The following is a 22,288-nucleotide window of genomic DNA, read 5'->3' on the forward strand; positions in this document are numbered from 1 at the left end:
AATTATAATATTTAATAAATTTTTAATAAATTCACAATCAGTAACTTAAATAACTATAAAATGAGTAAAAAATCAACTTATTTATTAGGTATCTTGTTAACGATTGTTGTTGGTAGCCTTTTGTATTGGTATTTATGTTGTAGTGTTTGTTGTGAAAAACAAAGCTGTGATGTAAATAAAACAAGTAAAGAAGCATCCCAAGATAATGTTGCAAAACCTAAAGTAAAAAAACCAACTTTTATTCCATTCAGCATTAACGATGCTAATGGAGATTTTAAATTTTCAATTGATGAGAGCTTTAATTTTAACGAATCTAACTTTGTTATTAATAATACTGTTTCAGAAAATTTAAACAATGGTATTTTAAATATTAAAGAGTATTTAGATGCAAATGGAAACAAACGTTTTAATATTACAGGGTATTATACCAGTAATGAAACAAATAATTCAGCATTTCCAAATTTAGGTTTAGCAAGAGCTAATTCTGTAAAAAACTACATGACAACTAAAGGAATATCATCTAAAGTAATTAACACCTTTGGTGGATTAAAAGATGATATTGTTTCTGATAAAAATAAGGACTTCTTAGGGCCTTTATCGTTCGATATTTTTACAAGAACAGATGAGGCTACTTTAAAAGATAAAGAGTTTAAAGAAATTTGTGAAACAATTAAAGAGAATCCTTTAAAACTTTATTTTGATTCTGGTAAAGCTCATATTAATTTATCAAAAGAACAACGTGAAAAATTTACAAGTATTTCTAGTTGTATTGATAAACTAGGAATGATTGTTCAAGTAATAGGACATACAGATAATACTGGTAATTCTGAAAACAATATGAATCTTGGTCAAAAACGAGCAGATTTTGTGAAAGACTATTTGGTACAAAATGGTATTTTAAAAGAGAATATAGAAACTTCTTCAAAAGGTCAAAACCAACCAATTGCTAATAATGCAACCAAAGAAGGAAGAGTAAAAAACAGAAGAATTGTAGTAACAATAACTAAATCAAAAAAATAAAATTATGAATTTATTAGCAATGCATATACCATGTTGGTTAATTCCATTATTAGTTGGAGTTATTTGTGCAATATTAGGATATTTATTAGGAAGACTTTTCGGAAGAGAGAAAAATAAAGAAGAGTTAGATATATGGAGCAACAAAGTAACGAGCTTAGAAGAATCTTTAGAAGAATGTGGTAAGAAAAGGTCTGCTTTAGAGACCGACCTAAATACATGTAATAAGAATAAATTAAACTTAGAAGCAGATTTAGGAGCTTGTCATAAGACAAAATTAGCTTTAGAAGCTGATTTAAATACATGTAACAAGAGTAAATTAAACTTAGAGTCTGATTTATTATTAGCAAAATCAAGTTTTACAAGTAAGGCGGCTGATGTTTCAAGTATCACAAATGTAGCATCATCTTTTACAGAATCACCAATGCTAATTCCTTTTGAAGCTACATTAGCAAAAGCGGTATTTGGTAAAAAAATTAAAGAGAATGACTTGAAGATTGTGGAAGGAATCGGGCCAAAAATTGAAGGCTTATTTCACACTTTTGATATTAAAACATGGAAAGATTTAGGTGAGGCTTCAATAGAAAAATGCCAAGAAGTATTAAATAGCGGAGGAGATCGTTATCGAATTCATAAACCAAATACATGGCCAAAACAAGCTAAATTAGCTTACGAAGGTAAATGGGAAGAATTATTAAAATGGCAAGATGAATTAGACGGAGGAAAATAGTAATTTATTTTTTTAATATAAACCCTCGCAATTGCGAGGGTTCTTTTTTTAAACCTTTTAATATTTTCTAAGTCCAATTAGTATGAATACAAAACAGATTCAACATTTATATAACCGTATTGGTTTTGGAATTACTCCTTTTCAACTTAAAAAACTGATAGGTAAGTCTCAAAAACAAATTATTGATTCTCTTTTTCAAGAGTCAAAAAAAGTGACACCTGTTACTATTGATATCTCTTTTGCTTTAAATCTAACAAAAGAAGATTTTAAAAATAAAAAGAGACGAAGAGAGCTAACGAAAATAAGTAAAGAAAAAATATTAGCTTTAAACAAAGCTTGGTTAGAAAGACTGTATAACCCTTCGGAATTATTGCGTGAAAAAATGACCCTTTTTTGGGCAAACGTTTTTGTTTGTAAAGATAAAGATATTCGTTTTTTTCAACGATATAATAACTTATTGCGATCACATTCATTAGGAAGTTTTAAAACATTCACAAAAGCTATTGCTAAAGAACCAGCAATGTTAAAGTATTTAAATAATAAGCAAAATAGAAAGAAAAGTCCGAATGAAAATTTTGCACGTGAATTGATGGAGCTGTTTACTCTTGGACAAGGAAATTATACAGAAAAAGATATTAAAGAAAGTGCGAGAGCATTTACAGGATACAATCATAATTTTTATGGGGAGTTTAAATTTAGAAAGAAACAACATGATAATGGAGAGAAAACTTTTTTAGATCAGACAGGATATTTTGAAGGTGATGATATTATTGATATAATTTTAAAACAAAAGCAATGTGCTCGTTTTATATGTGAAAAAGTATATCGTTATTTTGTGAATAACACAATTAATTCTAATCATGTAAATGAAATGGTTTCGAAGTTTTATTCAAACTATAATATTGAAGAATTAATGTATTTTGTATTGAGTTCAGATTGGTTTTATGCTGAAGAAAATATAGGTGTGAAAATAAAATCACCAATCGAATTCCTAGTAGGAATGAATACTGTAGTTCCGTTTTCAATAGAAAAAAATAAACAAAGTTTATTTATTCAAAAATTATTAGGGCAAGTATTATTAAATCCACCAAATGTTGCTGGGTGGAAAGGAGGGAGGACATGGATTGATAGTAATACTATTGTTACTCGATTACGACTAGCATCTGTATTGTTAAATAATGCAGAAATTACCTATTCCGACAAAGGAGGATTAGAAGAAGATGTAAAAGATTTTAGTGAGAAAAAATTAAGAAGAAAAATATTTATAAAAGTAGCAGCAGATTGGAATGTTTTTGAAAATAATTATCCAACAAGAACTAATAAAGAATTAATTGATCAGGTTATTACGAGTCCTATAAATAAAGGAACTTTAGAATTACTAGAGAATAGCGAGTTTGTTTCAAAAAGAGATTTTTGTGTGCAATTATTATCGTTACCAGAATATCAATTATGTTAAAAAGTAAAATAAATGGATAGAAGAAATTTTATAAAAAGAACATCATTGGCATCTGGAGGATTATTTTTTGTTCCGCAGTTTGTAAAAGCCTTTGAACAAAATACTCAGCAATTATTTAGCAATAAAAAAATTGTAATTATTCAATTAAAAGGTGGTAATGATGGTTTAAATACGGTTGTTCCTTTTAGAAATGATATTTATTATCAAAAAAGAAACGGAATTGCAATTCCGAAGAATAAGTTATTACAATTAAATGATGAGGTTGGTTTACATGCAAGTTTGGCTCCGCTACAAAAATTGTATGATAAAGGCTATGTAAGCATTATTAACAATGTAGGATATCCAAATCCGAATCGCTCACATTTTAGATCAACAGATATTTGGCAAACAGCAAGTGATAGTAATGAATATCTACAAAGTGGTTGGGTCGGTCGTTTTTTAGATCAAACAAAATCGAAGCCTTATAAAGCAATAGAAGTAGACGAGAGTTTGTCTTTAATGCTAAAAGGAGAGCTTCAAAATGGATTAGCAGTAACGAACCCTAAATTATTTTATGAGTCGTTAAAACAACCATTTTTTAATGATGTTTTAAATCATTACAACGATGCTCATTTAAGTGAACACAACTTAGGTTATTTATATAATACAATGATTGATGCAAAATCATCTGCAAAACATATTTACGAGAAAAGAAAAACAACTACCTCTAAAGCAAAGTACCCTAAAAATGTATTTGGAAAACAATTAAAAACGATTGGAGAGTTTATAAATTCGGGATTAGAAACTCAAGTGTATTATGCTGCATTAAGCGGATTTGATACTCATGTAAATCAAAAGAATAAACAAGCACGCTTATTAGAACTGTATGCTGATAGTATGGAGGTTTTTGTTAATGATTTAGAGAAAAACAATACTCTTGAAGATACATTGATTATCACTTTTTCTGAATTTGGTCGTAGAGTACAACAAAACGCAGCAAATGGTACCGATCATGGTACAGCAAACAATGTTTTTGTAATAGGTAAAAACCTAAAAAAACAAGGAGTGTATAATGATTTACCAGACTTACAAAATTTAGATACTAATGGTGATTTAAAGCACGAAATTGATTTTAGAGAAATTTATGCAACACTATTAGATAAATGGCTTAAAGTTGATGATGCTCAAATATTAAACAAGCAATTTTCTAAGCTTAATTTTGTGTAAAACTTGTTCTTACCTTTTTTTGATAACTTCGCTATTGTTGTAAAGCAATTTGAAGATGAGTTTTAAGTATTTTATTATAGGGTTTTTTATTATTATTGGATGTAAATCTATTGATATAAAAAAGGCTTCGGAGTTTAAATTAACTGATGAATCTATAAACCTAAAGGTATTTATAGGAGAAAAAATATCAGTGAAAGAATTTGACCCAAACAAAAACAATAAAAAAAAAGTAATTGATTCAATAACTGGTGATACTATAATTAGGAAAACATATGTTATGGATCATGGATTTTTAGCTAAATACAAAGTAGTGCAAAATGTATTTAATGATTTAAAAACAGATACAATTGAATTTCTAGTTTATGATCATTATGGTAGACCTGGGTTTGAAAATTATGAAAATGTACTTCTGTATATATCTTTAAATAAAGAAAAATATAATTACTATCATCAAAAATATCAATTCGACCCAGTAAAAAGGACAAAAAAGAAGACATGGAAAGGTTTGAAAGGAGAAAGTATAGAAAACCTTTTCACTGAAAAGAAAAACGGAGTATTAAAAGCTCGTGGAACTTTTGGTAAATAAAAATTCAGCAATAATTTATACGGTTAAAAACTGTTCTATTAAATTAATTTGTTGGGTAGTTTTTGGTATTTTAAAATCGAAGTATTTATGTAAAGGTATTTCAAAACCTTTATAATTTAAGTAATTGTTTAAAGCGGTATTTAACCCTTCGCTATATAAATGATGTTCAGCTCCTGTGGGATCTTCGTGATACAAATCATTTTCAGCAAAACCTTTAAATTCTGGCCCTGTAATGTTAATTTCAAATTCATCAGGGTTTTTACCAACGGGGCTATGACTAGTACAGGCAAACATATGCCAAAAAGCAGATTGAATACAATTGTTTTGAAATAACTGACGAACAACTTCTAAAGAATCAATTGTTTCTTGCGCTGTTTCAGTAGGAAAACCAAACATTAAATAGGCATGTACCATAATGTTTTCATCAGAAAAAGCTTTCGTAACTCTAGCAACTTGACCAATATCTACACCTTTTTTCATTTTAACTAATAACCTATCTGAAGCAACTTCTAAACCACCAGTAACAGCAATACAACCCGATTTTGATAACAAAGAACAAAGTTCAGGCGTAAATGTTTTTTCGAATCGAATGTTAGTCCACCAAGTAATATAAACCTTTCTTTCTAGTAACTTATTAGCTAAAGCTCTTAGCATTTTAGGTGGTGCAGCTTCATCAACAAAATGAAAACCCGTAATACCAGTTTCTGATATTATTTTTTCAATTTTATTAACTAAATCATCTGCTGTTGTATTTTGATAGTTTCCTATATAATCTAAAGTAACATCACAAAAAGAACACTGTTTCCAATAGCATCCATGAGAAATGGTTAGTTTATTCCATTTACCATCAGACCACATTCTGTGCATCGGGTTCATTACATCTAAAAAAGATAAATATTTATTTGTTGGAAGTCCTAGATAACTAGGAGCAGGCAAGTTTTTATGATGAAATATGGTGTTTGGTATTTTATCAGCATAAACGACCTTGTTATTTTTACAAATGAAAGTTCTTTCTAAAGAATCTTCGTTTACTTTACCGCTTAAAAATTCAGTAATTTTTAATAAAGGTCCTTCACCATCATCTAAGGTAATAAAATCTACAAATTCGAAAATTCGAGGATCAGATAAACGTCTTAACTCCGTATTACAATAACCACCACCCATAGCTGTTTTTATACCAGGATATTGTTTTTTTATAAACTGAGCACATCGTAAGGCTGAAAATAAATTACCAGGAAAAGGAACTGTAAAACAAATTAAATCGTACGTGTCTTGTTGTAATTTTTCATCTAACAAATACAACATTTCATCTTCTATTAAGGTAGTTTCATATTGCAAAAACTCATCAATAGTATCGAAACTAGAAGCTGATCTTCCTAATTGTTCTGCATAGCGTGTAAAAGAAAAAAACTCATCAACATTGGCATTTATAAAATCACCTAATTCTTCTACAAACAGTGTAGCAATATGTTTGGCTTTGTCTAAAATTCCTAATTTTCCGAATTCGGTAGTTAAATCTTTATTTAGTTTAATACGCCTATGACCGTGCGGTAAATAATCTTTATGTACCATCTGATACGCAGCAGTAACTTCTTGCACACGTAAATAGTTCATTACAGAATCTACTTTATTTATATATTCTTCCTTTTGTTTATAAACCAATGGAAAATCACTATTACCAAGCATTTCAGCTTGTTTAAAAATAGCATTTATAAATTCTTTGGTAAACACTGCGGTAAACAACTCGATACTTAAATCCATCTGCGTTGCTTTTACATTTTTAGAATCTAAAAAACCTTTAATATATGCAGTTGCAGGATATGCTGTATTTAATTGAGTAAAAGGAGGTGTTATTAAAAGCGTGTTTATAGCCATAAAAATATAAATAAGGTACAAAGATACTTTTTAAGACAGTACCTTCTAGTTGATTTACTAAAACTATTGAAGTGTTAATAGAATAGTGTGTCTTATGATGGTTTAAACATATTTAATACTTCTCTTATCATTAGTTTTTTTACTGTTTTGTTTAAAATATAACAATTATAAATAAAATGTTGTTTTTTGTGTTTTATTGATTTTATAGCATTTTTAAGGTGGTTTTTTGTTTTTATTTTGCTTTATTAGCACTTTAAACCTGTTTTAGTTAATAATATGAAAAAATATTTATCGTTTTTAGTGATCTTTAGTTTGTGTTTATTTATGGTAAGCTGTAAACAAAAGTTAAAAGAAAGTGTAGTAGAACAAGAACATAAAAAAGATTTTACAAAACATGTAAATCCTTTAATTGGAACTAGTAAAATGGGACATGTATTTCCTGGAGCAACAGCTCCTTTTGGAATGGTACAATTAAGTCCGCAAACTAATTTTGAAGTTATGTTTAATAAAGACGGTAGTTATAATAGTAAAACGTATGAATATTGTGCGGGTTACCAATACAAAGATTCAACAATTATAGGTTTTGCTCACACTAATTTTAGTGGAACAGGACATGCCGATTTAGGTGATTTTTTAGTAATGCCAACTACGGGGAAATTAATTTTAGAACCTTTAAAAACGAAAGAGAATACCAAAGGGTTTTATTCAACATTTTCACACGATACAGAAAAAGCGTCTCCTGGTTATTACAATGTTAATTTAGATAGTTACAATATAAAGGCTGAATTAACAGCTAGTGAACGTGTAGGTTTTCATCAATATACATTTCCTAAATCTAACGACTCTCATATTATTTTAGATTTAGTTTATAATATATACCATCATGATAATAAAAATGTATGGACATTTATTCGTGTTGAAAATGATAGTTTAATAACTGGTTATAGACAAACAAAAGGGTGGGCAAGAACAAAAAAAGTGTTTTTCGCAATGCAGTTTTCTAAACCATTTAAAAGTTATGGTCATAAAAAATACAATAAAGAAACGTATGATGGTTTTTATAGACGTTTTAAACAAAATGAAAATTTTCCTGAAATGGCAGGAAAAGATATAAGAGCCTATTTTAATTTTGATACTGAAGAAGGTGAAAAAGTGAACATAAAATTTGCATTATCTCCAGTAAGTACCAATGGTGCTTTAAACAATTTAAAAGAAGAAATTCCGCATTGGAATTTTGACAAAACAAAAGAAGAAACAAAAGATAAATGGAATAAGGAGTTAGGAAAAATTGATGTAGAAACGATTACTGAAAAAGAGAAGACTACTTTTTATACGGCTTTATACCACACTAATTTATCACCTATTTTGTATGAAGATGTTGATGGGAAATACCGAGGACTAGATCAAAATATATACACTTCAAAAGGTTTTACTAATTATACCATATTTTCTCTTTGGGATACTTACAGAGCGCTTCACCCATTATATAATATAACGCAACCAAAGCGAAACAATGACATGATAAAATCGATGTTAGCACATCATGATCAAAGTGTGCATAACATGTTACCAATATGGAGTCATTATTCTAATGAAAACTGGTGTATGATTGGGTATCATGCAACTTCAGTTATTGCAGATGCATTAGTAAAAAACGTGGGAGATTTTGATGTAAATCATGCACTTAAAGCATCAACAAATACAGCTACTGTTCGATATTTTGATGGTATTGGAGATTATATAGATTATAAATATGTTCCGGAAGATAAAAGCCACTCTTCCGTATCAAAAACACTAGAATATGCATACAATGATTGGTGTATTGCTCAAATTGCAAAAAAGGTTGGAAAGACTGACGTAGAAAAAGAGTATTTAACAAGAGCTGAATATTATAAAAATGTTTATGACCCAACAATTGGATTTATGCGTCCTAAATTATCTGATGGTACTTTTAGAAAAAACTTTGACCCAATGGATACTCATGGGCAAGGTTTTATTGAAGGAAATGCATGGAATTATGGATTATATGTTCCTCAAAACATTGATAAAATGATTGAAATGATGGGTGGTAAAGAAAAATTTAGTAATCAACTAGATGAATTATTTACGACTGAAATAGCTGATAAATACATAGCAAATCATGAAGATATTACTCGTGATGGAATTATAGGAAATTATGTTCATGGTAACGAGCCAGGTCATCACATTCCGTATTTATATAATTGGACAGGGCATCCTAAAAAAACGCAGCAAAGAGTACGTATGATAATGGATACTATGTATGGAGATACTGTTGATGGTTTGTGTGGTAATGATGATGCAGGTCAAATGAGTGCTTGGTACATATTTAGTAGTTTAGGATTTTATCCTGTAACGCCAGGGTCGCCATATTATGCAATAGGAAGCCCCAATATTAAAGAGGCTACAATTTATTTAGAAAACGGTAAAACTTTAAAAATTACAGCTAAAAACCAAAGTAAAGAAAATGTATTTGTAAAAAGTATAAAAGTAAATGGTAAGAAAATAATCAACAATGTACTTTCTCATGATGCTATTGTAAATGGTGGAGAAATCGTTTTTGAAATGAGTAAAGAGTAATAAATGAAATTATTTTTACAAATGGTTAAAAAAACAACACTCACAAGGTGTTGTTTTTTATGTTAAGGTTTTAGAATGGGTAATTAGTATACGTTTATTAAAATAAGTGTAGTTATCTGGCTACTAAAAACCGAGAGGTTTATTTATATGATTGTGATAAATAAAAATGATAGTCAATATTTTAAAAATACTGACTATCATCAATGTATGTTACTGTATTATGTTCTCAATATTAACAAGAACAATGAGACCAATCTATACCATATTGCTCTAATTGATGTTGTATGTAATAATTTCTATCCCTCCAACTACTTCTGCAAAAGTCGGCACAATTAAAAAATATTCTTCCTCCTTTAATTTCTTGTTGATCTTTTTTGTTTAACCTTTTTCCAAGGTTTAAAATTTGTTTTTTCATAATAATAATTCAATTGATTAATCCCTGAATATTTTAAAGACACTCAAGGTTTTTGTCTATTCCCTCGCGAAAGAATTCTTTCAAATATAATTAATAATATGTTATTAATCAAGTTGTTATGGTTTTTTTAAGTAAAAATTTATACTGCTAATAACTATAAATTGAACCTAGCAGTATTTTACGTAATGTAATGGTGACATAGGTATTGTTCTCAAATGAATTGAAACTAAAAAAAGAGTTATTTAATTATTAATTATGAGGGAACTAAGTTTGATGTGCATATAAGATTTCCAAAGATTCAATAAAAACTATCGAAGTTAGTTTAAATACGATTTCCTCTAGATTATCCTTATACTTTTAACTATATCTAACTTTGCGTAATACACGCATTGCTTCCTTGTATTTTATATAAGTAGTTTTGTCTTCTAAACCTTTAATATAATTTTTTGCTTTTTTTAGTTGTTGAGGAGCTTCTAAAAATCCGTTTAAATAACATATTAAATAGAAGGTAGGTAGCTTGTAAACATTTTCACTCTCAGTTGTTGAAAGTGTTTTATTATTCAATATTTTGGTAATAATACGATTGTTATTATCGTAAATATGATTTAAAATAGTAGAGTTGTATATAGGTGCTTCAAACAAAAATTCGGTAACAATATCGTGTTTTCCATTACCTTTAAAATGAATAATTGTTTTTTCTAACGGATAATGTTTTTTGCTTTCGTCAATACCTAAAACAATGTATTCGGTAATTATAAACGATTGTTCGTTATAGGTAATTTGCACATCATCTAAAGCAGAAAAAAATAAACGAACCTGTTCATTTATCAATTCAATATCTACTCTAGTATAAAATATTTCCTTGTTAATTAGTTTCTTTTTTCCAGCCCAACACAATACAAATTGTTCGTTAAATACTTTGTATTTTGGATTGTACTCAGGTTTGTGATTATTGATAAAATCAAAAACTCCATCGAGGGTTAGTTTTATATTATTGCTAGCATTTTTTTCAATTGCAGCTACAATAGTAGTATTTACATCATTTAAGGTAAAATTACCTTCAGAGGGCATTGAATTACTTCCTCTGCGAAAAAAAATAGTGTTTTTACAGTATTTCCAAGTGTTTTTTAAAAGTGATGTAATTTGATTATTCGGATAAATAGTAACCAAACCTATTACTTTATGACGAGGTAAACGGGGGAAAGGAACATTTTCATATTCAATTTTTGGAGGATTATTTAAGTAAGCGTTTATTAAATTCTGAATTTTACTATCATCGTAAAAATCAACTCCTAGGATTTTATTTTCTTCATCTTCAACCCCAATAATAATATATGAATTATTATTAGGGTTTGAGTTAGATAAGGCACAAACGTGTTTTATAAACTTAGCCTTTCCTTCTTTTGAATTTAAGGATAGCTTTTGTTTTTTATCATAAAAACTATTTTCATTATTATGAGAAAGTAGGTTTTTAATTAAAAGCCGTTTGTTAATCACAGGTTATATATTTTTATTTAATATCGTTGCTGTGGCTTGTGCAGTAGGATAAACAACTAAATCTTCAATATTTACATGATATGGTCTGCTAATAACAAAGTAAATAATATCAGCAATATCCTCAGGTTGTAATGCTTTATAACCTTGGTATACGGTTTTTGCTTTATCTGTATCTCCTTTAAAACGAACATCTGAAAATTCGGTTTCTACCAATCCTGGATGAATAGCAGAAACTCTAATATTGTGTTTGTTTAAATCAATACGCATTCCTTTATTTAAAGCGTTTACAGCAAACTTTGAGGCGCAATACACATTTCCATTAGGATACACGTCTTTACCTGCAATAGATCCAATATTAAGAATAAATCCGTTGTTTCTATCAACCATTTGAGGTATGATTGCTTTCGAAACATACAATAAACCTTTTACGTTTCCATCAATCATTGCATCCCAATCATCAATACTTCCTTCTTGAATACTACTTAAGCCATGTGCATTACCAGCATTATTAATAAGAATATCAATATGTTTAAACGCATCAGGTAAGCTGTCAATAGCCTCTTGTACTTGTTCTTTATAACGAACATCAAATTGTAATGTATGTACTTTTGTTAAGGCTGATAGCTCTTGTTGAAGAGCTTGTAGTTTTTCGGTGCGCCTTCCACAAATAATAAGGTTAATGTTGTTTTTAGCAAAAATACGAGCGGTTTCTTTACCAATACCCGAAGTTGCTCCAGTAATTAAAGCGGTTTGTTGCATTTTTATTTTTTTCTATAAAGGTAAAATATTTTACGTTAAGCAAATATTATAAAAAAGAAAAACCGCTCTACTTCTAGAGCGGTATCTTTTAGTTGGTAACTACTCCAACCAAAAATCAACTAACCAAACTTTATTTTAAATATTTTCTATCAACGGTTTTACGTTGTATTTTAGTACGTTTTCTACCGTTATTCCTTACAGTAGTTTTTGTAATTTTTTTATTTTTAGCTTTTAAATATTGTACAAATCCTCTACCAGAAAAAGTGTACATTGTTTCAGAGCTTATATGAAAGAGTTTAATCTTTCCATCATTTATAACGCTTAATTCAAACTCTTCAGTATCTCCACCATCATAATTAAGTGTTAAAAATTTTAAATCGTTATAACCTGAAATATTTGCTATTTCATAACCACCTATATATTCCCAATTCAGGTAGTCAATATTCGTGCCAAAAGCGTCATGAGATGAACGAAATGTTACATCATTCTCAGGTGTAAACTGTAAAAAATGTTCTTCATCAAAAGGATTTGGAGTACCATCTATTTCATTGGTTTTTTCCCAAGCAACATATTCTTGTAAAAAGTATTCTATGTTTTCATAAAATAATTTATCATAATCAAAACTATTTGTTTGATATCCGATTAAATAATAGCTTACATTTTGAGATAAATCATCTATTCTAATTTCATTATTACTTAATTGAATCACTTCAAAATTATAATTACCATTAAGATCATGATCAGTTTCTAAAACTGTTTGGTTTGTGCCATAATTACCAACAGCAATTCCTAAACCATTTCCTGTTTTTCCTATATCAGTAATATTGTTATTAGCATACATGGTTCCGTTTAAAAAAGAAACGGTAAACGCTTTAGATAAAAAAGGAACTTCACCTGAACCTTCAGTTCTATGATAATCAATATACCATAAATCATAACTCGATACATATTCGTTTAATGAAAAATCATTTTCATTCTGAACCACACACGATGTTAACGTTATACTTGCGGTAATAAATAAGAATAGTAATTTTAGACGTTTCATAAGCTGTTATTTTATGGTTATACATATATAGTTTTCAAAATACGTGCCAAAAACAAAAAACACCTTATAAAAAGGTGTTTTTTGTTAGTTTTGAGGTTTTGAAGAGGGCATAAAAATTTTTCTTTCTTTTTTTATACCTTCTACTTTATAGTAAAGAGTTTTAGTATCTAGTTTATAAGAAACGATAGCTTCATTTTCTTTTAAGTCAAAAGGGAATTTTTCTTGTTTCTTGGCTTCATTCCCGTATTCTTTTTTGGGATCTGCATTTAAAACTAAATCAGCTTTATTGTTATCCGTTGAGGTTTTATAACGAGCAGCAATGTACTTTTTATTTTGTTTTTCTTCAACTACAGCCGTAACTATTCTGTTTTGAAAGTAAACATTTTGAAAGTCAACTATTTCATTTGTAGAAAATTCAATCATTAAATTAAGGCTACTATTACCAGGTAAACCACCTGTAATATGTGTGTAAGAAGCAGACTTTATAGTAAAAGGAGGAGTCGTTTCTAGTTTAATGCTTGCACACTGGGTAAAGCTAAGGGCAAAAATTAAGATTCCGAATAGTTTCATAAGTTTACTTTAAATTGTTTAATTTTAGATATTCAAGCAATGTGCCAGTTTACAAATATAGTTAGTTTTTTATGATGTTGAATTACAGTTATTGGGAGTTAAAAGAATGGTTTACTGATGTTGATTTTACAATTGTTGGTAGCGGAATTGTAGGTTTAAATTGTGCTTTAGCATTAAAAAAAGCACATCCAAAGGCTAAAATAGTAATTTTAGAAAAAGGAGTGTTACCACAAGGTGCGAGTACTAAAAATGCTGGATTTGCATGTTTTGGTAGTCTATCTGAATTGATTGATGATTTAAAAACACACACCGAAGAGGAAGTTTATAACTTAGTAGAAAAGCGATGGAAAGGTTTACAATTACTAAGAAAAATAGTAGGAGATAAAAATATTAATTATCAACAAAATAAAGGATATGAATTATTTCAAGATTCAGTTTTTTATGAAGAGTGTTTGTCTCAAAAAGAAGATGTTAATAAACTTTTAAAACCTTTATTTAAAGAAGATGTTTTTAAAGTTGATGCTAATTTTTTTAAATTTAAAAAGATACACCAAAGTTATATTACAAATCAGTTTGAAGGTCAGATTGATACAGGTAAAATGGCAGCAAATTTACTGGAATTAACGCAATCTTTAGGAATAAAAATCATTAATAATATCTTAGTAGATAGTTATTTAGAAAGCAATGAAAAGGTTGTAATTAAAACAAATAAAATAGAATTTTCAACCAAAAAATTATGCATTGCAACAAATGGATTTGCAAACGAATTACTTAATGAAAATGTACAGCCAGCAAGAGCTCAAGTATTGATTACAAAGCCGATTAAAAACTTACAGATAAAAGGTACTTTCCATTTAGATAAAGGATATTATTATTTTAGAAATATTGATAATAGAATTTTATTTGGAGGTGGTAGAAATTTAGATTTTAAAACCGAGGAGACATCAGAGTTTGGGGAAACAGCCTTAGTTCAAAATAAATTAGAAGAAATTTTAAAAAACACAATTTTACCTAATACTGATTTTGAAATTGATCATAGATGGAGTGGTATTATGGGAGTTGGAAGCCAGAAAAAAGCAATTGTAAAACAATTATCAAATAATGTGTTTTGTGGTGTTCGTTTAGGCGGTATGGGGGTTGCAATAGGTAGTTTGGTAGGTAAAGAATTAGCAGAATTAATAATTTAGTAAAATTATTTCTTAATTTTAGTTTACCTTAAGCGAAGAAGAAAGATTCTTGGTAAGATGACAATAATAAAGATGAATAAAGAATTTGATGCAATTATTATTGGCGGAGGTTTAGCAGGTTTGTGTAACGGAATTCATTTATCTAAATTTGATAAGAAAGTTTTATTGATTGAAAAAAATGAATACCCAAAACATAAAGTTTGTGGAGAATATATTTCGAATGAAGTATTACCTTATTTAAAGTTTTTAGAAATAAATCCGTTTGATTTTGGTGCTGTAAAAATTAAAAATTTTAAACTATCAACAATTAAAAATAAGCTAATTTCAGCAAGACTACCTTTAGGTGGATTTGGAATTTCACGATATAATTTAGATTTTATTTTATCAGAAAAAGCGAAAGAAAATGGTGTTGTAATTTTACAAGATTCAGTTGTAGATATAAATTTTATTGAAGGTGTTTTTCATATAAAAACGAAAGAAAATAAAAGGTATAGTTCTGAAATTACAATAGGTGCTTTCGGAAAACGTTCTTTATTAGATATAAAAATGAAACGTGATTTTATTCAAAAAAAAGCACCTTATTTAGGAGTTAAAATTCATGTGAAAGGAAATTTCCAAGAAGATTTAGTTGCGCTGCATAATTTTAAAGGTGGTTATTGTGGTGTTTCTAAAGTTGAAAATAATGTAATTAATTTGTGTTATATCACGAATTTTTCATCCTTTAAAAAGTATAAAAATATTGATGATTTTCAAGAACAGGTAGTTTTTAAAAATGAATATTTGAAAGAGATATTTAATAACTCTGAGACTCTTTTCGATAAACCTTTAACTATTAGCCAAGTTTCATTTGAAACTAAAAAACCTGTAGAAAACCATATAATTATGTGTGGTGATTCTGCGGGAATGATTCATCCACTTTGTGGAAACGGAATGAGTATGGCAATTCAGTCTGCACAAATAGCGTCTAAATTGATTTTAAACTACTTAAATGGTACAATTGAAACGAGAAAAGAACTCGAAAAGGAATATATTATAGAGTGGAATAAAAGATTTAGCTTTCGTTTAAAAATTGGGCATTTCATTGCAATGCTATTTCGGAATGATAAAATTGCAGCAGTTTTACTTCAATTTTTAAAGAAACTACCTTTTTTATTGCCAATAATCATCAAACTAACCCATGGTAAACCAATGAAAATATAATGGATTTTTTTATCAGCACAAAAAATAGAACAGATAAAGAAGAAATGATGGATGATTTCTCTATTGGTGGCGATTTGTTACGTGATACTTTAGATAAGTTAGAATATATAAACCGGTGGTTAGGTGGTAATTTGGTAACCGTAAATTCATTAAAAAAGATATTAAGAAACCACCCCAAAGAACAAGAAATAAGCATTGTAGATATTGGTTGTGGTCATGGAGATATTTTACGAGATGTTGCCAAATACGGAAGAAAAAACGGATATAAAATGAAGTTGATTGGCGTAGATGCAAATACAACGGCTATTGAATATGCAAATGAATTATCTAAAAATTACCCAGAATTAACATTCAAAACCGAGGATATATTCTCTGATGATTTTAAAAATAGAAAAATTGATGTGGTTATGGCAACCTTATTCTTCCACCATTTTAAAGAAGATCAATTAGTTTCTTTTTTAAAAGATACCTTAAAACAGGTGAAAATAGGTATTGTTGTAAATGATTTACATAGGCACAAATTAGCCTACTACTTATTTATGTTATTATCTATTTTTATCAAAAACAAAATGATTATTAATGATGGATTAATTTCTGTTTTAAGAGGATTTAAAAGAATAGATTTAATTAAAATCTCTCAAAAATTAAATGTAACACCACAAATTTCATGGAAATGGGCATTTCGTTTTCAATGGATAATTCAGAAATAAATGGCAGTAAAAATAACAGCAGTTGCAAAACAACTTCCAAAATATTATAGAGAAACAAAAGATATTATTCCGTTTGTAAAATTATGGATGAAAGATCAAGATACTCGTTTTCAGAGAAAAGTAATTAAACTTTTTGAAGGAGCTGCAGTAGATAAACGTTATTCAATTATGGATCCTGAAGAAGTTTTTATAGCAACTTCTTTTGAAGAAAAGAATGATATTTATACAAGAGAAGTTGTACAGTTAGCAGAAAAATCACTTAAAAAATCTTTAGAAAAAGCAAATTTAAAAGCAACAGATATTGATTATATAATTACGGTAAGTTGTACAGGGATTATGATTCCTTCAATAGATGCTTATTTAATTAATTCGTTGCAAATGAAGCAAGATATTGTTCGTTTACCTGTTACAGAAATGGGATGTGCAGCAGGAGTCTCTGGAATTATTTATGCAAAAAACTTCTTAAAAGCGAACCCAAATAAAAGAGCGGCTGTAGTTGCTGTTGAAGCACCAACAGCAACATTTCAATTAAACGATTATTCGATGACGAATATTGTAAGCGCTGCTATTTTTGGAGATGGAGCATCTACAGTTATTTTATCTTCTTACGAAGAAGATAAAGGACCAAAAATTATAGACGAAGCAATGTATCATTTTTACGATGCTACAAGTATGATGGGGTTTAAATTAGTCAATACTGGTTTACAAATGATTCTAGACAAGGAGGTTCCTCAAAAAATTTCAGATCATTTTCCTGGAATAGTCCATCCTTTTTTAGAAAGAAATAACTTAACAATTGAAGATGTAAACCACTTAATATTTCATCCCGGAGGTAAAAAAATCGTACAAACAGTTGAGAATTTGTTTGGGGATTTAGGGAAAAACATAGATGATACAAAAGAAGTTTTACGCTTGTATGGTAATATGTCTAGCGCAACAGTTCTATATGTTTTAGAGCGATTTATGGATAGAAACCCCGCAAAAGGAGAAAGAGGTTTAATGTTAAGCTTTGGGCCAGGTTTTTCTGCACAACGTATTTTATTAGAGTGGTAAAAAGTAAATATGAATTATACAGAAATCATAAAACATCTTCCATATAAAACACCTTTCTTGTTTGTTGATGAGCTTACCGAAATTTCAGAAAAAGGAGTTAAAGGAAGTTATAAATTCAAAGAAAAGGAATTTTTTTATGAAGGCCATTTTAAAGAAAACCCGATTACGCCAGGAGTTATTTTAACAGAAGCAATGGCACAAATTGGTGTTGTTTGCTTGGGGATTTATTTACTGAAAAATGAAATTTCATCAGAAAAAAAACCACAAATAGCATTAACGTCAAATAAAATTGATTTTTATTTACCTGTTTTACCAAACGAAAAAGTTATGGTAATTTCAGAGACATTATATTTTAGGTTTAATAAATTAAAATGTGCTGTAAAAATGATGAATGAGAAAAATGAATTGGTTTGTAGAGGAACAATCTCTGGAATGGTAATAGTAAAATAAAATGAAGAATAGAGTTGTAATTACAGGTTTAGGAATTGTTGCACCAAACGGAGTAGGTTTGCAAGAGTTTACTGACGCGATAAAGTTAGGAACTTCAGGAATTACATTTCATCAGAATTTAAAAGACAAAGGTTTTTCGTGTTGCATTGGTGGAATTCCAGCAGTTTCTGAAGAAAAAAAATTAGAATATCTAACACCTTTACAACTTCGAGGGTTTAATAGTACTTCTATTTTATATGGTTGTATGGCAGGGATTGATGCCTGGAAAGATGCAGGTTTTTCTGTAGATGAAAATTCAAGTTTAGATTATAATTCTGGGCTAATCTTTGGAACAGGAACCTCTGGGATAGAAAAATTTAGAGAAGCAATTTATAAAATTGATGATCAAAAAGTAAAACGATTAGGAAGTACATCTGTAGTACAAACAATGGCAAGTGGAGTTTCGGCGTATTTAGGCGGGATTTTGGGTTTGGGGAATCAAGTAACCACAAATTCGTCTGCTTGTACAACAGGTACGGAAGCTTTGTTGTTAGGTTTTGAGCGAATAAAATCAGGAAAAGCAAAACGGATGCTAGTGGGTAGTTCTAGTGATAGTAGTCTGTATACTTGGGGAGGTTTTGATGCAATGCGAGTAATGTCTTATAAACATAATGAAACTCCAGAAAAAGGTTCGAGACCAATGAGTGAAACTGCATCTGGTTTTGTGCCAGGAAGTGGAGCAGGAGCCATCGTTTTAGAGTCTTTAGAAAGTGCTTTAGAAAGAAAAACTACTATTTATGCTGAAGTTTTAGGCGGAAATATTAATTCTGGAGGGCAAAGAAACGGTGGTACTTTAACAGCTCCAAATGCAGAGGCTGTTCAAAAATGTATTACCGATGCTTTATTAGATTCAAAAATTTCATCAGAAGAAATAGATGTTTTAAACGGGCATTTAACAGCAACATCCAAAGATGGTTTAGAAATAGAAAATTGGACGAAAGCATTGAATAGAAAAGGAGATGATTTTCCTCAAATAAATTCATTAAAATCTATGGTTGGACATTGTTTGGCTGCCTCAGGTGCTATTGAATCTGTTGCTTCGATTTTACAGATTAAAGAACAGTTTATATTTCCAAATATTAATTGTGAAGACATACATCCTGATATTTCTAAATTAATTTCTGTAGATAAAATTCCAACGAAATTGATTCATAAAGACATAAACATTTTAGCAAAAGCAAGTTTTGGTTTTGGTGATGTGAACGCATGTGTTATATTCAAAAAATATTCAAAATAAAATGAACGAAGAAGAAATTATTTTAAAGTTAACAAGTATTGTAAAGCCATATGTACAAAATGAAGAGGCTTATAAAAATATAACTGAAGACACAGATTTTATTAATGACTTAGAAATAAATTCTGCAAATTTGGTAGACATCGTATTAGATGTAGAAGATGAATTTAATATAGAAATTGATAATGATTCTATGGAGAAAATGTTATCTGTAAAAGCAGTTGTAGCTATTATAAAAGAAAAGGAATCAGCATAATGATTGGTAATGATATTATTGATTTACAGTTAGCAAGAATAGAAAGCAATTGGCAAAGGAAAGGCTTTTTAGAAAAACAGTTTACATGTAAGGAGCAAGAAGAAGTTTTAAAATCGGAAGACCCATTTTTAAAAGTGTGGTTGTTTTGGAGCATGAAAGAAGCGGCTTACAAAGCGTATACGCAACAAGAAAAAAAAAGATTTTTTGCTCCACAGAAATTTGAATGTATATTAACAGAAGATTGTTTAGGAACTGTGTTTTATCAAGATAAAACGTTTTATACAACTACCTTTTTTAATAGATTTTATGTGCACTCAATAGCAAAAGAAACCCCAAAAGAAGTAAATTTTTTTTCAGCAATTGTTTCACCTATTTCATTAGATAGTGACCTTAAAAGAAGACTTGCAGATGAATCAGGAATTTCAATTAAAAAAATAGAAAAAAGGAAATCATCTATTGGTGCTCCATCTTTTTATTATAAAGAAAAATTATTAACAAGTTCTTGTTCAATTTCTCATCATGGAAATTACGGAGCGTTTGCATTTATTTTAGAAAATGAATATTAAAGAAGAGTTATATAAACAATGTATTACTTATGTAAACAATCGTTTACAAACGATTGAAGAAATAATTTCATCAAATCAAAAAGCGTTACAGTCTGAAACCAAAAGTTCAGCAGGAGATAAACATGAAACAGGACGTGCAATGTTACAATTGGAAATGGAAAAAGCGGGGCAACAAATTAATGGAGTTGTAAAGATGAAAGAAACTCTTTCTAAAATTAATTTAAAAGGAAGTTCTGAAGTTGCGCATTTAGGATGTGTTATAAAAACAACAAAAGCGTCATTTTTTTTAAGTATCAGTGCAGGACAATTAATTGTTAATAATGAAAACTACTTTGCGATTTCAGTTTCTTCGCCAATAGGAAGGATATTATTAGGTAAAAAAGAAGGAGATACTTTTGTTTTTAACACGACAAAACAAACAATAAAAGAAATTTTTTAATTAAAAAGTAGGGTGTAATACCGAATAACTGTTTAATAACTAGAAGATTGTTATGCCCTTCATGAAGAGGAAGACATATAAAGCACTTTTATCATTTTAGATAGAAGTGCTTTTTTTTTAGAGAAAAGTAGTTTGTGAGTGAAAAAGAGATGAGTATTTAAATAGTTTTATTAAATTTTAATGAAACTATTTCTTCTGACTTAAGAGTAAATGCGTGTTTTAAAAAAATTAATTGATTATTATACTTAACTTCAATCAGCCAATAATAACCTTTAAAATAACTATTTTTAACAAGTGCTTTTTCATTAGAATTTTGAACAATTTTTATTTGATGTGGATATAGTAATACTGGCACTCTGTTTATTATAATTTCATTTACATCATCAAATAAAGCAGCAATGTATTTTTCTTTCAGGTTTTTATATAAATTCTCGGGAGTATCCTCCGCAATTACCTGGTTATTTTTAATAACAATCATTTTATCGGCAAATGAAAGCGCATCACCACCATCATGAGTCGCTACGATACAAGCAATTTTTTTCTTTTTTAAATAAGTGAATAAGTTTCTACGTAATGAATTTTTTTTAAAATTATCTATCTGGCTAAAAGGTTCGTCTAGTAATAACAATTCAGGCTCTTTTGCTAAAGCACGAGCAATGGCAACACGTTGTTTTTGTCCTCCACTTAAATTTTTAACCTTTTCATTCGCGAAAGTGGTCATTTCAATCACCTCTAGTAATTCTGTTGTTCTTTTTTGTGCTTCTTCGGGGTAAAACCGAGATAAGAATTTTTTAATATTTTCACTTACTGAAGTAAAAGGCATTAAATCGAAATCTTGAGCAACATATTTAAAAAAATCCATTCCAGGCACTAAGTAATGAGCAGGGCCTAAAATTTGAAAGTCATTCCAAAATAACGTTCCTTCATTTAAATCTAATAGCCCATAAATGGCTTTTAATAGCGTAGATTTTCCGCAACCACTTTCTCCCATAATACATAAATGCTCTCCTTTTTGTAAGGTGAAATTTATATTTTGTAGTGTTTTTTCTTTCGAAAGGTATGAGAATGATATATTATTTACTTTTAACATTCTTGCAAAAGTAGTTGAGAAAAATGATTAAATACAATAAGAACTTTAAATTTTTATAATAAGAAATAGTTATAGTTGAATATTTTAATTGATGTAACTTCGAAATAGATGATGGAGATATCTTGTAGGTAAAAGGTTAATTTTTATGAGATATTTCATTGCTAACTTATTTTATAATGATTGTGAATCTTTGTTTAATAGGGTTTTAAACAGCGTGATTTATATGTTGATAAATATAACATTTTATAAAAAGGTAGTGTCTCAATAAACTATAATTTATTGAGACACTAAACACTTTTAGAGTTAACAT

The 22,288-nt window shown here is 28.9% G+C and carries 22 protein-coding genes; 15 read left to right on the forward strand and 7 right to left on the reverse strand.

The window, feature by feature from the left end:
• Positions 1-60: 60 nt before the first annotated feature.
• From CXF68_RS04200 to CXF68_RS04220, 5 genes are all read left to right on the forward strand, one after another.
• On the forward strand, positions 61-1,020 hold the full coding sequence (locus CXF68_RS04200; RefSeq protein ID WP_101043114.1) for an OmpA family protein: 960 nt from the start codon (positions 61-63) through the stop codon (positions 1,018-1,020).
• Positions 1,021-1,024: 4 nt separating this feature from the next.
• Positions 1,025-1,747 carry a hypothetical protein gene (locus CXF68_RS04205; RefSeq protein WP_101043115.1) on the forward strand — a complete coding sequence of 241 codons (723 nt, stop codon included), beginning with the start codon at positions 1,025-1,027 and terminating at the stop codon, positions 1,745-1,747.
• An 82-nt stretch (positions 1,748-1,829) separates the two neighbouring features.
• The gene (locus CXF68_RS04210; protein ID WP_101043116.1) at positions 1,830-3,203 is read left to right on the forward strand and encodes a DUF1800 family protein; all 1,374 of its coding nucleotides are present in this window, start codon (positions 1,830-1,832) and stop codon (positions 3,201-3,203) included.
• A 12-nt stretch (positions 3,204-3,215) separates the two neighbouring features.
• A complete protein-coding gene (locus tag CXF68_RS04215; protein WP_101043117.1) occupies positions 3,216-4,409 on the forward strand; it encodes a DUF1501 domain-containing protein in 1,194 nt (397 codons plus the stop codon).
• Between the two features lie 55 nt (positions 4,410-4,464).
• The gene (locus CXF68_RS04220) at positions 4,465-4,995 is read left to right on the forward strand and encodes a hypothetical protein (RefSeq protein ID WP_101043118.1); all 531 of its coding nucleotides are present in this window, start codon (positions 4,465-4,467) and stop codon (positions 4,993-4,995) included.
• Positions 4,996-5,010: 15 nt separating this feature from the next.
• Here CXF68_RS04220 and CXF68_RS04225 read toward each other — a convergent pair whose 3' ends face one another.
• A complete protein-coding gene (locus tag CXF68_RS04225; RefSeq protein WP_101043119.1) occupies positions 5,011-6,870 on the reverse strand; it encodes a radical SAM protein in 1,860 nt (619 codons plus the stop codon).
• Between the two features lie 276 nt (positions 6,871-7,146).
• Between CXF68_RS04225 and CXF68_RS04230 the strand changes: the two genes are divergently transcribed.
• Entirely contained in the window at positions 7,147-9,468 is a 2,322-nt protein-coding gene (locus CXF68_RS04230) for a GH92 family glycosyl hydrolase (RefSeq protein ID WP_101043120.1), read from the forward strand.
• Positions 9,469-9,700: 232 nt separating this feature from the next.
• On the opposite strand, the gene CXF68_RS04235 is transcribed toward CXF68_RS04230, so the two are convergent.
• The 5 genes from CXF68_RS04235 to CXF68_RS04255 form a co-directional block, all read right to left on the reverse strand.
• Positions 9,701-9,883 carry a hypothetical protein gene (locus CXF68_RS04235; protein WP_101043121.1) on the reverse strand — a complete coding sequence of 61 codons (183 nt, stop codon included), beginning with the start codon at positions 9,881-9,883 and terminating at the stop codon, positions 9,701-9,703.
• Positions 9,884-10,240: 357 nt separating this feature from the next.
• On the reverse strand, positions 10,241-11,380 hold the full coding sequence (locus CXF68_RS04240; RefSeq protein WP_101043122.1) for an ATP-binding protein: 1,140 nt from the start codon (positions 11,378-11,380) through the stop codon (positions 10,241-10,243).
• A gap of 3 nt (positions 11,381-11,383) precedes the next feature.
• Positions 11,384-12,139 carry an SDR family NAD(P)-dependent oxidoreductase gene (locus CXF68_RS04245; protein ID WP_101043123.1) on the reverse strand — a complete coding sequence of 252 codons (756 nt, stop codon included), beginning with the start codon at positions 12,137-12,139 and terminating at the stop codon, positions 11,384-11,386.
• A gap of 130 nt (positions 12,140-12,269) precedes the next feature.
• Entirely contained in the window at positions 12,270-13,184 is a 915-nt protein-coding gene (locus CXF68_RS04250; RefSeq protein WP_101043124.1) for a hypothetical protein, read from the reverse strand.
• An 84-nt stretch (positions 13,185-13,268) separates the two neighbouring features.
• Entirely contained in the window at positions 13,269-13,754 is a 486-nt protein-coding gene (locus CXF68_RS04255) for a hypothetical protein (RefSeq protein ID WP_101043125.1), read from the reverse strand.
• 77 nt (positions 13,755-13,831) lie between these two features.
• Between CXF68_RS04255 and CXF68_RS04260 the strand changes: the two genes are divergently transcribed.
• From CXF68_RS04260 to CXF68_RS04300, 9 genes are all read left to right on the forward strand, one after another.
• Positions 13,832-14,941: an FAD-binding oxidoreductase gene (locus CXF68_RS04260; protein WP_101047332.1), complete on the forward strand. Its 1,110-nt coding sequence runs from the start codon at positions 13,832-13,834 to the stop codon at positions 14,939-14,941.
• Between the two features lie 72 nt (positions 14,942-15,013).
• Positions 15,014-16,141, forward strand: coding sequence for an NAD(P)/FAD-dependent oxidoreductase (locus CXF68_RS04265; RefSeq protein WP_232771607.1), 1,128 nt, complete (start codon positions 15,014-15,016; stop codon positions 16,139-16,141).
• Entirely contained in the window at positions 16,141-16,851 is a 711-nt protein-coding gene (locus CXF68_RS04270) for a methyltransferase domain-containing protein (RefSeq protein WP_101043127.1), read from the forward strand. The genes CXF68_RS04265 and CXF68_RS04270 overlap by 1 nt, the downstream gene beginning before the upstream one ends.
• The gene (locus tag CXF68_RS04275) at positions 16,852-17,904 is read left to right on the forward strand and encodes a type III polyketide synthase (RefSeq protein ID WP_101043128.1); all 1,053 of its coding nucleotides are present in this window, start codon (positions 16,852-16,854) and stop codon (positions 17,902-17,904) included. It begins immediately after the preceding gene.
• 9 nt (positions 17,905-17,913) lie between these two features.
• Positions 17,914-18,354, forward strand: coding sequence for a 3-hydroxyacyl-ACP dehydratase FabZ family protein (locus tag CXF68_RS04280; RefSeq protein ID WP_101043129.1), 441 nt, complete (start codon positions 17,914-17,916; stop codon positions 18,352-18,354).
• A 1-nt stretch (position 18,355) separates the two neighbouring features.
• Complete coding sequence (locus tag CXF68_RS04285; RefSeq protein WP_101043130.1) at positions 18,356-19,630, forward strand: beta-ketoacyl synthase; 1,275 nt, start codon at positions 18,356-18,358, stop codon at positions 19,628-19,630.
• Position 19,631: 1 nt separating this feature from the next.
• Positions 19,632-19,883: an acyl carrier protein gene (locus tag CXF68_RS04290; protein ID WP_101047334.1), complete on the forward strand. Its 252-nt coding sequence runs from the start codon at positions 19,632-19,634 to the stop codon at positions 19,881-19,883.
• Positions 19,883-20,449: a 4'-phosphopantetheinyl transferase superfamily protein gene (locus CXF68_RS04295; protein ID WP_101043131.1), complete on the forward strand. Its 567-nt coding sequence runs from the start codon at positions 19,883-19,885 to the stop codon at positions 20,447-20,449. Before CXF68_RS04290 ends, CXF68_RS04295 begins: the two co-directional genes overlap by 1 nt.
• Positions 20,439-20,888, forward strand: a complete 450-nt coding sequence (locus tag CXF68_RS04300; protein WP_101043132.1) for a GreA/GreB family elongation factor — start codon at positions 20,439-20,441, stop codon at positions 20,886-20,888. Before CXF68_RS04295 ends, CXF68_RS04300 begins: the two co-directional genes overlap by 11 nt.
• 157 nt (positions 20,889-21,045) lie before the next feature.
• Here the strand turns inward: CXF68_RS04300 and CXF68_RS04305 are convergent, their stop codons facing one another.
• Positions 21,046-21,978 carry an ABC transporter ATP-binding protein gene (locus CXF68_RS04305; protein ID WP_101043133.1) on the reverse strand — a complete coding sequence of 311 codons (933 nt, stop codon included), beginning with the start codon at positions 21,976-21,978 and terminating at the stop codon, positions 21,046-21,048.
• Positions 21,979-22,288 lie beyond the last annotated feature (310 nt).

It is taken from the genome of Tenacibaculum sp. Bg11-29 (assembly GCF_002836595.1).
In the GTDB taxonomy this organism is placed as follows: Bacteria; Bacteroidota; Bacteroidia; order Flavobacteriales; family Flavobacteriaceae; genus Polaribacter.

What these genes read in the sequence shown, in the direction of transcription:
- CXF68_RS04200 (WP_101043114.1), top strand. Translation starts at nt 61, where the DNA reads ATGAGTAAAAAATCAACTTATTTATTAGGTATCTTGTTAACGATTGTT.
- CXF68_RS04205 (WP_101043115.1), top strand. Translation starts at nt 1,025, where the DNA reads ATGAATTTATTAGCAATGCATATACCATGTTGGTTAATTCCATTATTA.
- CXF68_RS04210 (WP_101043116.1), top strand. Translation starts at nt 1,830, where the DNA reads ATGAATACAAAACAGATTCAACATTTATATAACCGTATTGGTTTTGGA.
- CXF68_RS04215 (WP_101043117.1), top strand. Translation starts at nt 3,216, where the DNA reads ATGGATAGAAGAAATTTTATAAAAAGAACATCATTGGCATCTGGAGGA.
- CXF68_RS04220 (WP_101043118.1), top strand. Translation starts at nt 4,465, where the DNA reads ATGAGTTTTAAGTATTTTATTATAGGGTTTTTTATTATTATTGGATGT.
- CXF68_RS04225 (WP_101043119.1), bottom strand. Translation starts at nt 6,870, where the DNA reads ATGGCTATAAACACGCTTTTAATAACACCTCCTTTTACTCAATTAAAT.
- CXF68_RS04230 (WP_101043120.1), top strand. Translation starts at nt 7,147, where the DNA reads ATGAAAAAATATTTATCGTTTTTAGTGATCTTTAGTTTGTGTTTATTT.
- CXF68_RS04235 (WP_101043121.1), bottom strand. Translation starts at nt 9,883, where the DNA reads ATGAAAAAACAAATTTTAAACCTTGGAAAAAGGTTAAACAAAAAAGAT.
- CXF68_RS04245 (WP_101043123.1), bottom strand. Translation starts at nt 12,139, where the DNA reads ATGCAACAAACCGCTTTAATTACTGGAGCAACTTCGGGTATTGGTAAA.
- CXF68_RS04250 (WP_101043124.1), bottom strand. Translation starts at nt 13,184, where the DNA reads ATGAAACGTCTAAAATTACTATTCTTATTTATTACCGCAAGTATAACG.
- CXF68_RS04255 (WP_101043125.1), bottom strand. Translation starts at nt 13,754, where the DNA reads ATGAAACTATTCGGAATCTTAATTTTTGCCCTTAGCTTTACCCAGTGT.
- CXF68_RS04265 (WP_232771607.1), top strand. Translation starts at nt 15,014, where the DNA reads ATGAATAAAGAATTTGATGCAATTATTATTGGCGGAGGTTTAGCAGGT.
- CXF68_RS04270 (WP_101043127.1), top strand. Translation starts at nt 16,141, where the DNA reads ATGGATTTTTTTATCAGCACAAAAAATAGAACAGATAAAGAAGAAATG.
- CXF68_RS04275 (WP_101043128.1), top strand. Translation starts at nt 16,852, where the DNA reads ATGGCAGTAAAAATAACAGCAGTTGCAAAACAACTTCCAAAATATTAT.
- CXF68_RS04280 (WP_101043129.1), top strand. Translation starts at nt 17,914, where the DNA reads ATGAATTATACAGAAATCATAAAACATCTTCCATATAAAACACCTTTC.
- CXF68_RS04285 (WP_101043130.1), top strand. Translation starts at nt 18,356, where the DNA reads ATGAAGAATAGAGTTGTAATTACAGGTTTAGGAATTGTTGCACCAAAC.
- CXF68_RS04290 (WP_101047334.1), top strand. Translation starts at nt 19,632, where the DNA reads ATGAACGAAGAAGAAATTATTTTAAAGTTAACAAGTATTGTAAAGCCA.
- CXF68_RS04295 (WP_101043131.1), top strand. Translation starts at nt 19,883, where the DNA reads ATGATTGGTAATGATATTATTGATTTACAGTTAGCAAGAATAGAAAGC.
- CXF68_RS04300 (WP_101043132.1), top strand. Translation starts at nt 20,439, where the DNA reads ATGAATATTAAAGAAGAGTTATATAAACAATGTATTACTTATGTAAAC.
- CXF68_RS04305 (WP_101043133.1), bottom strand. Translation starts at nt 21,978, where the DNA reads ATGTTAAAAGTAAATAATATATCATTCTCATACCTTTCGAAAGAAAAA.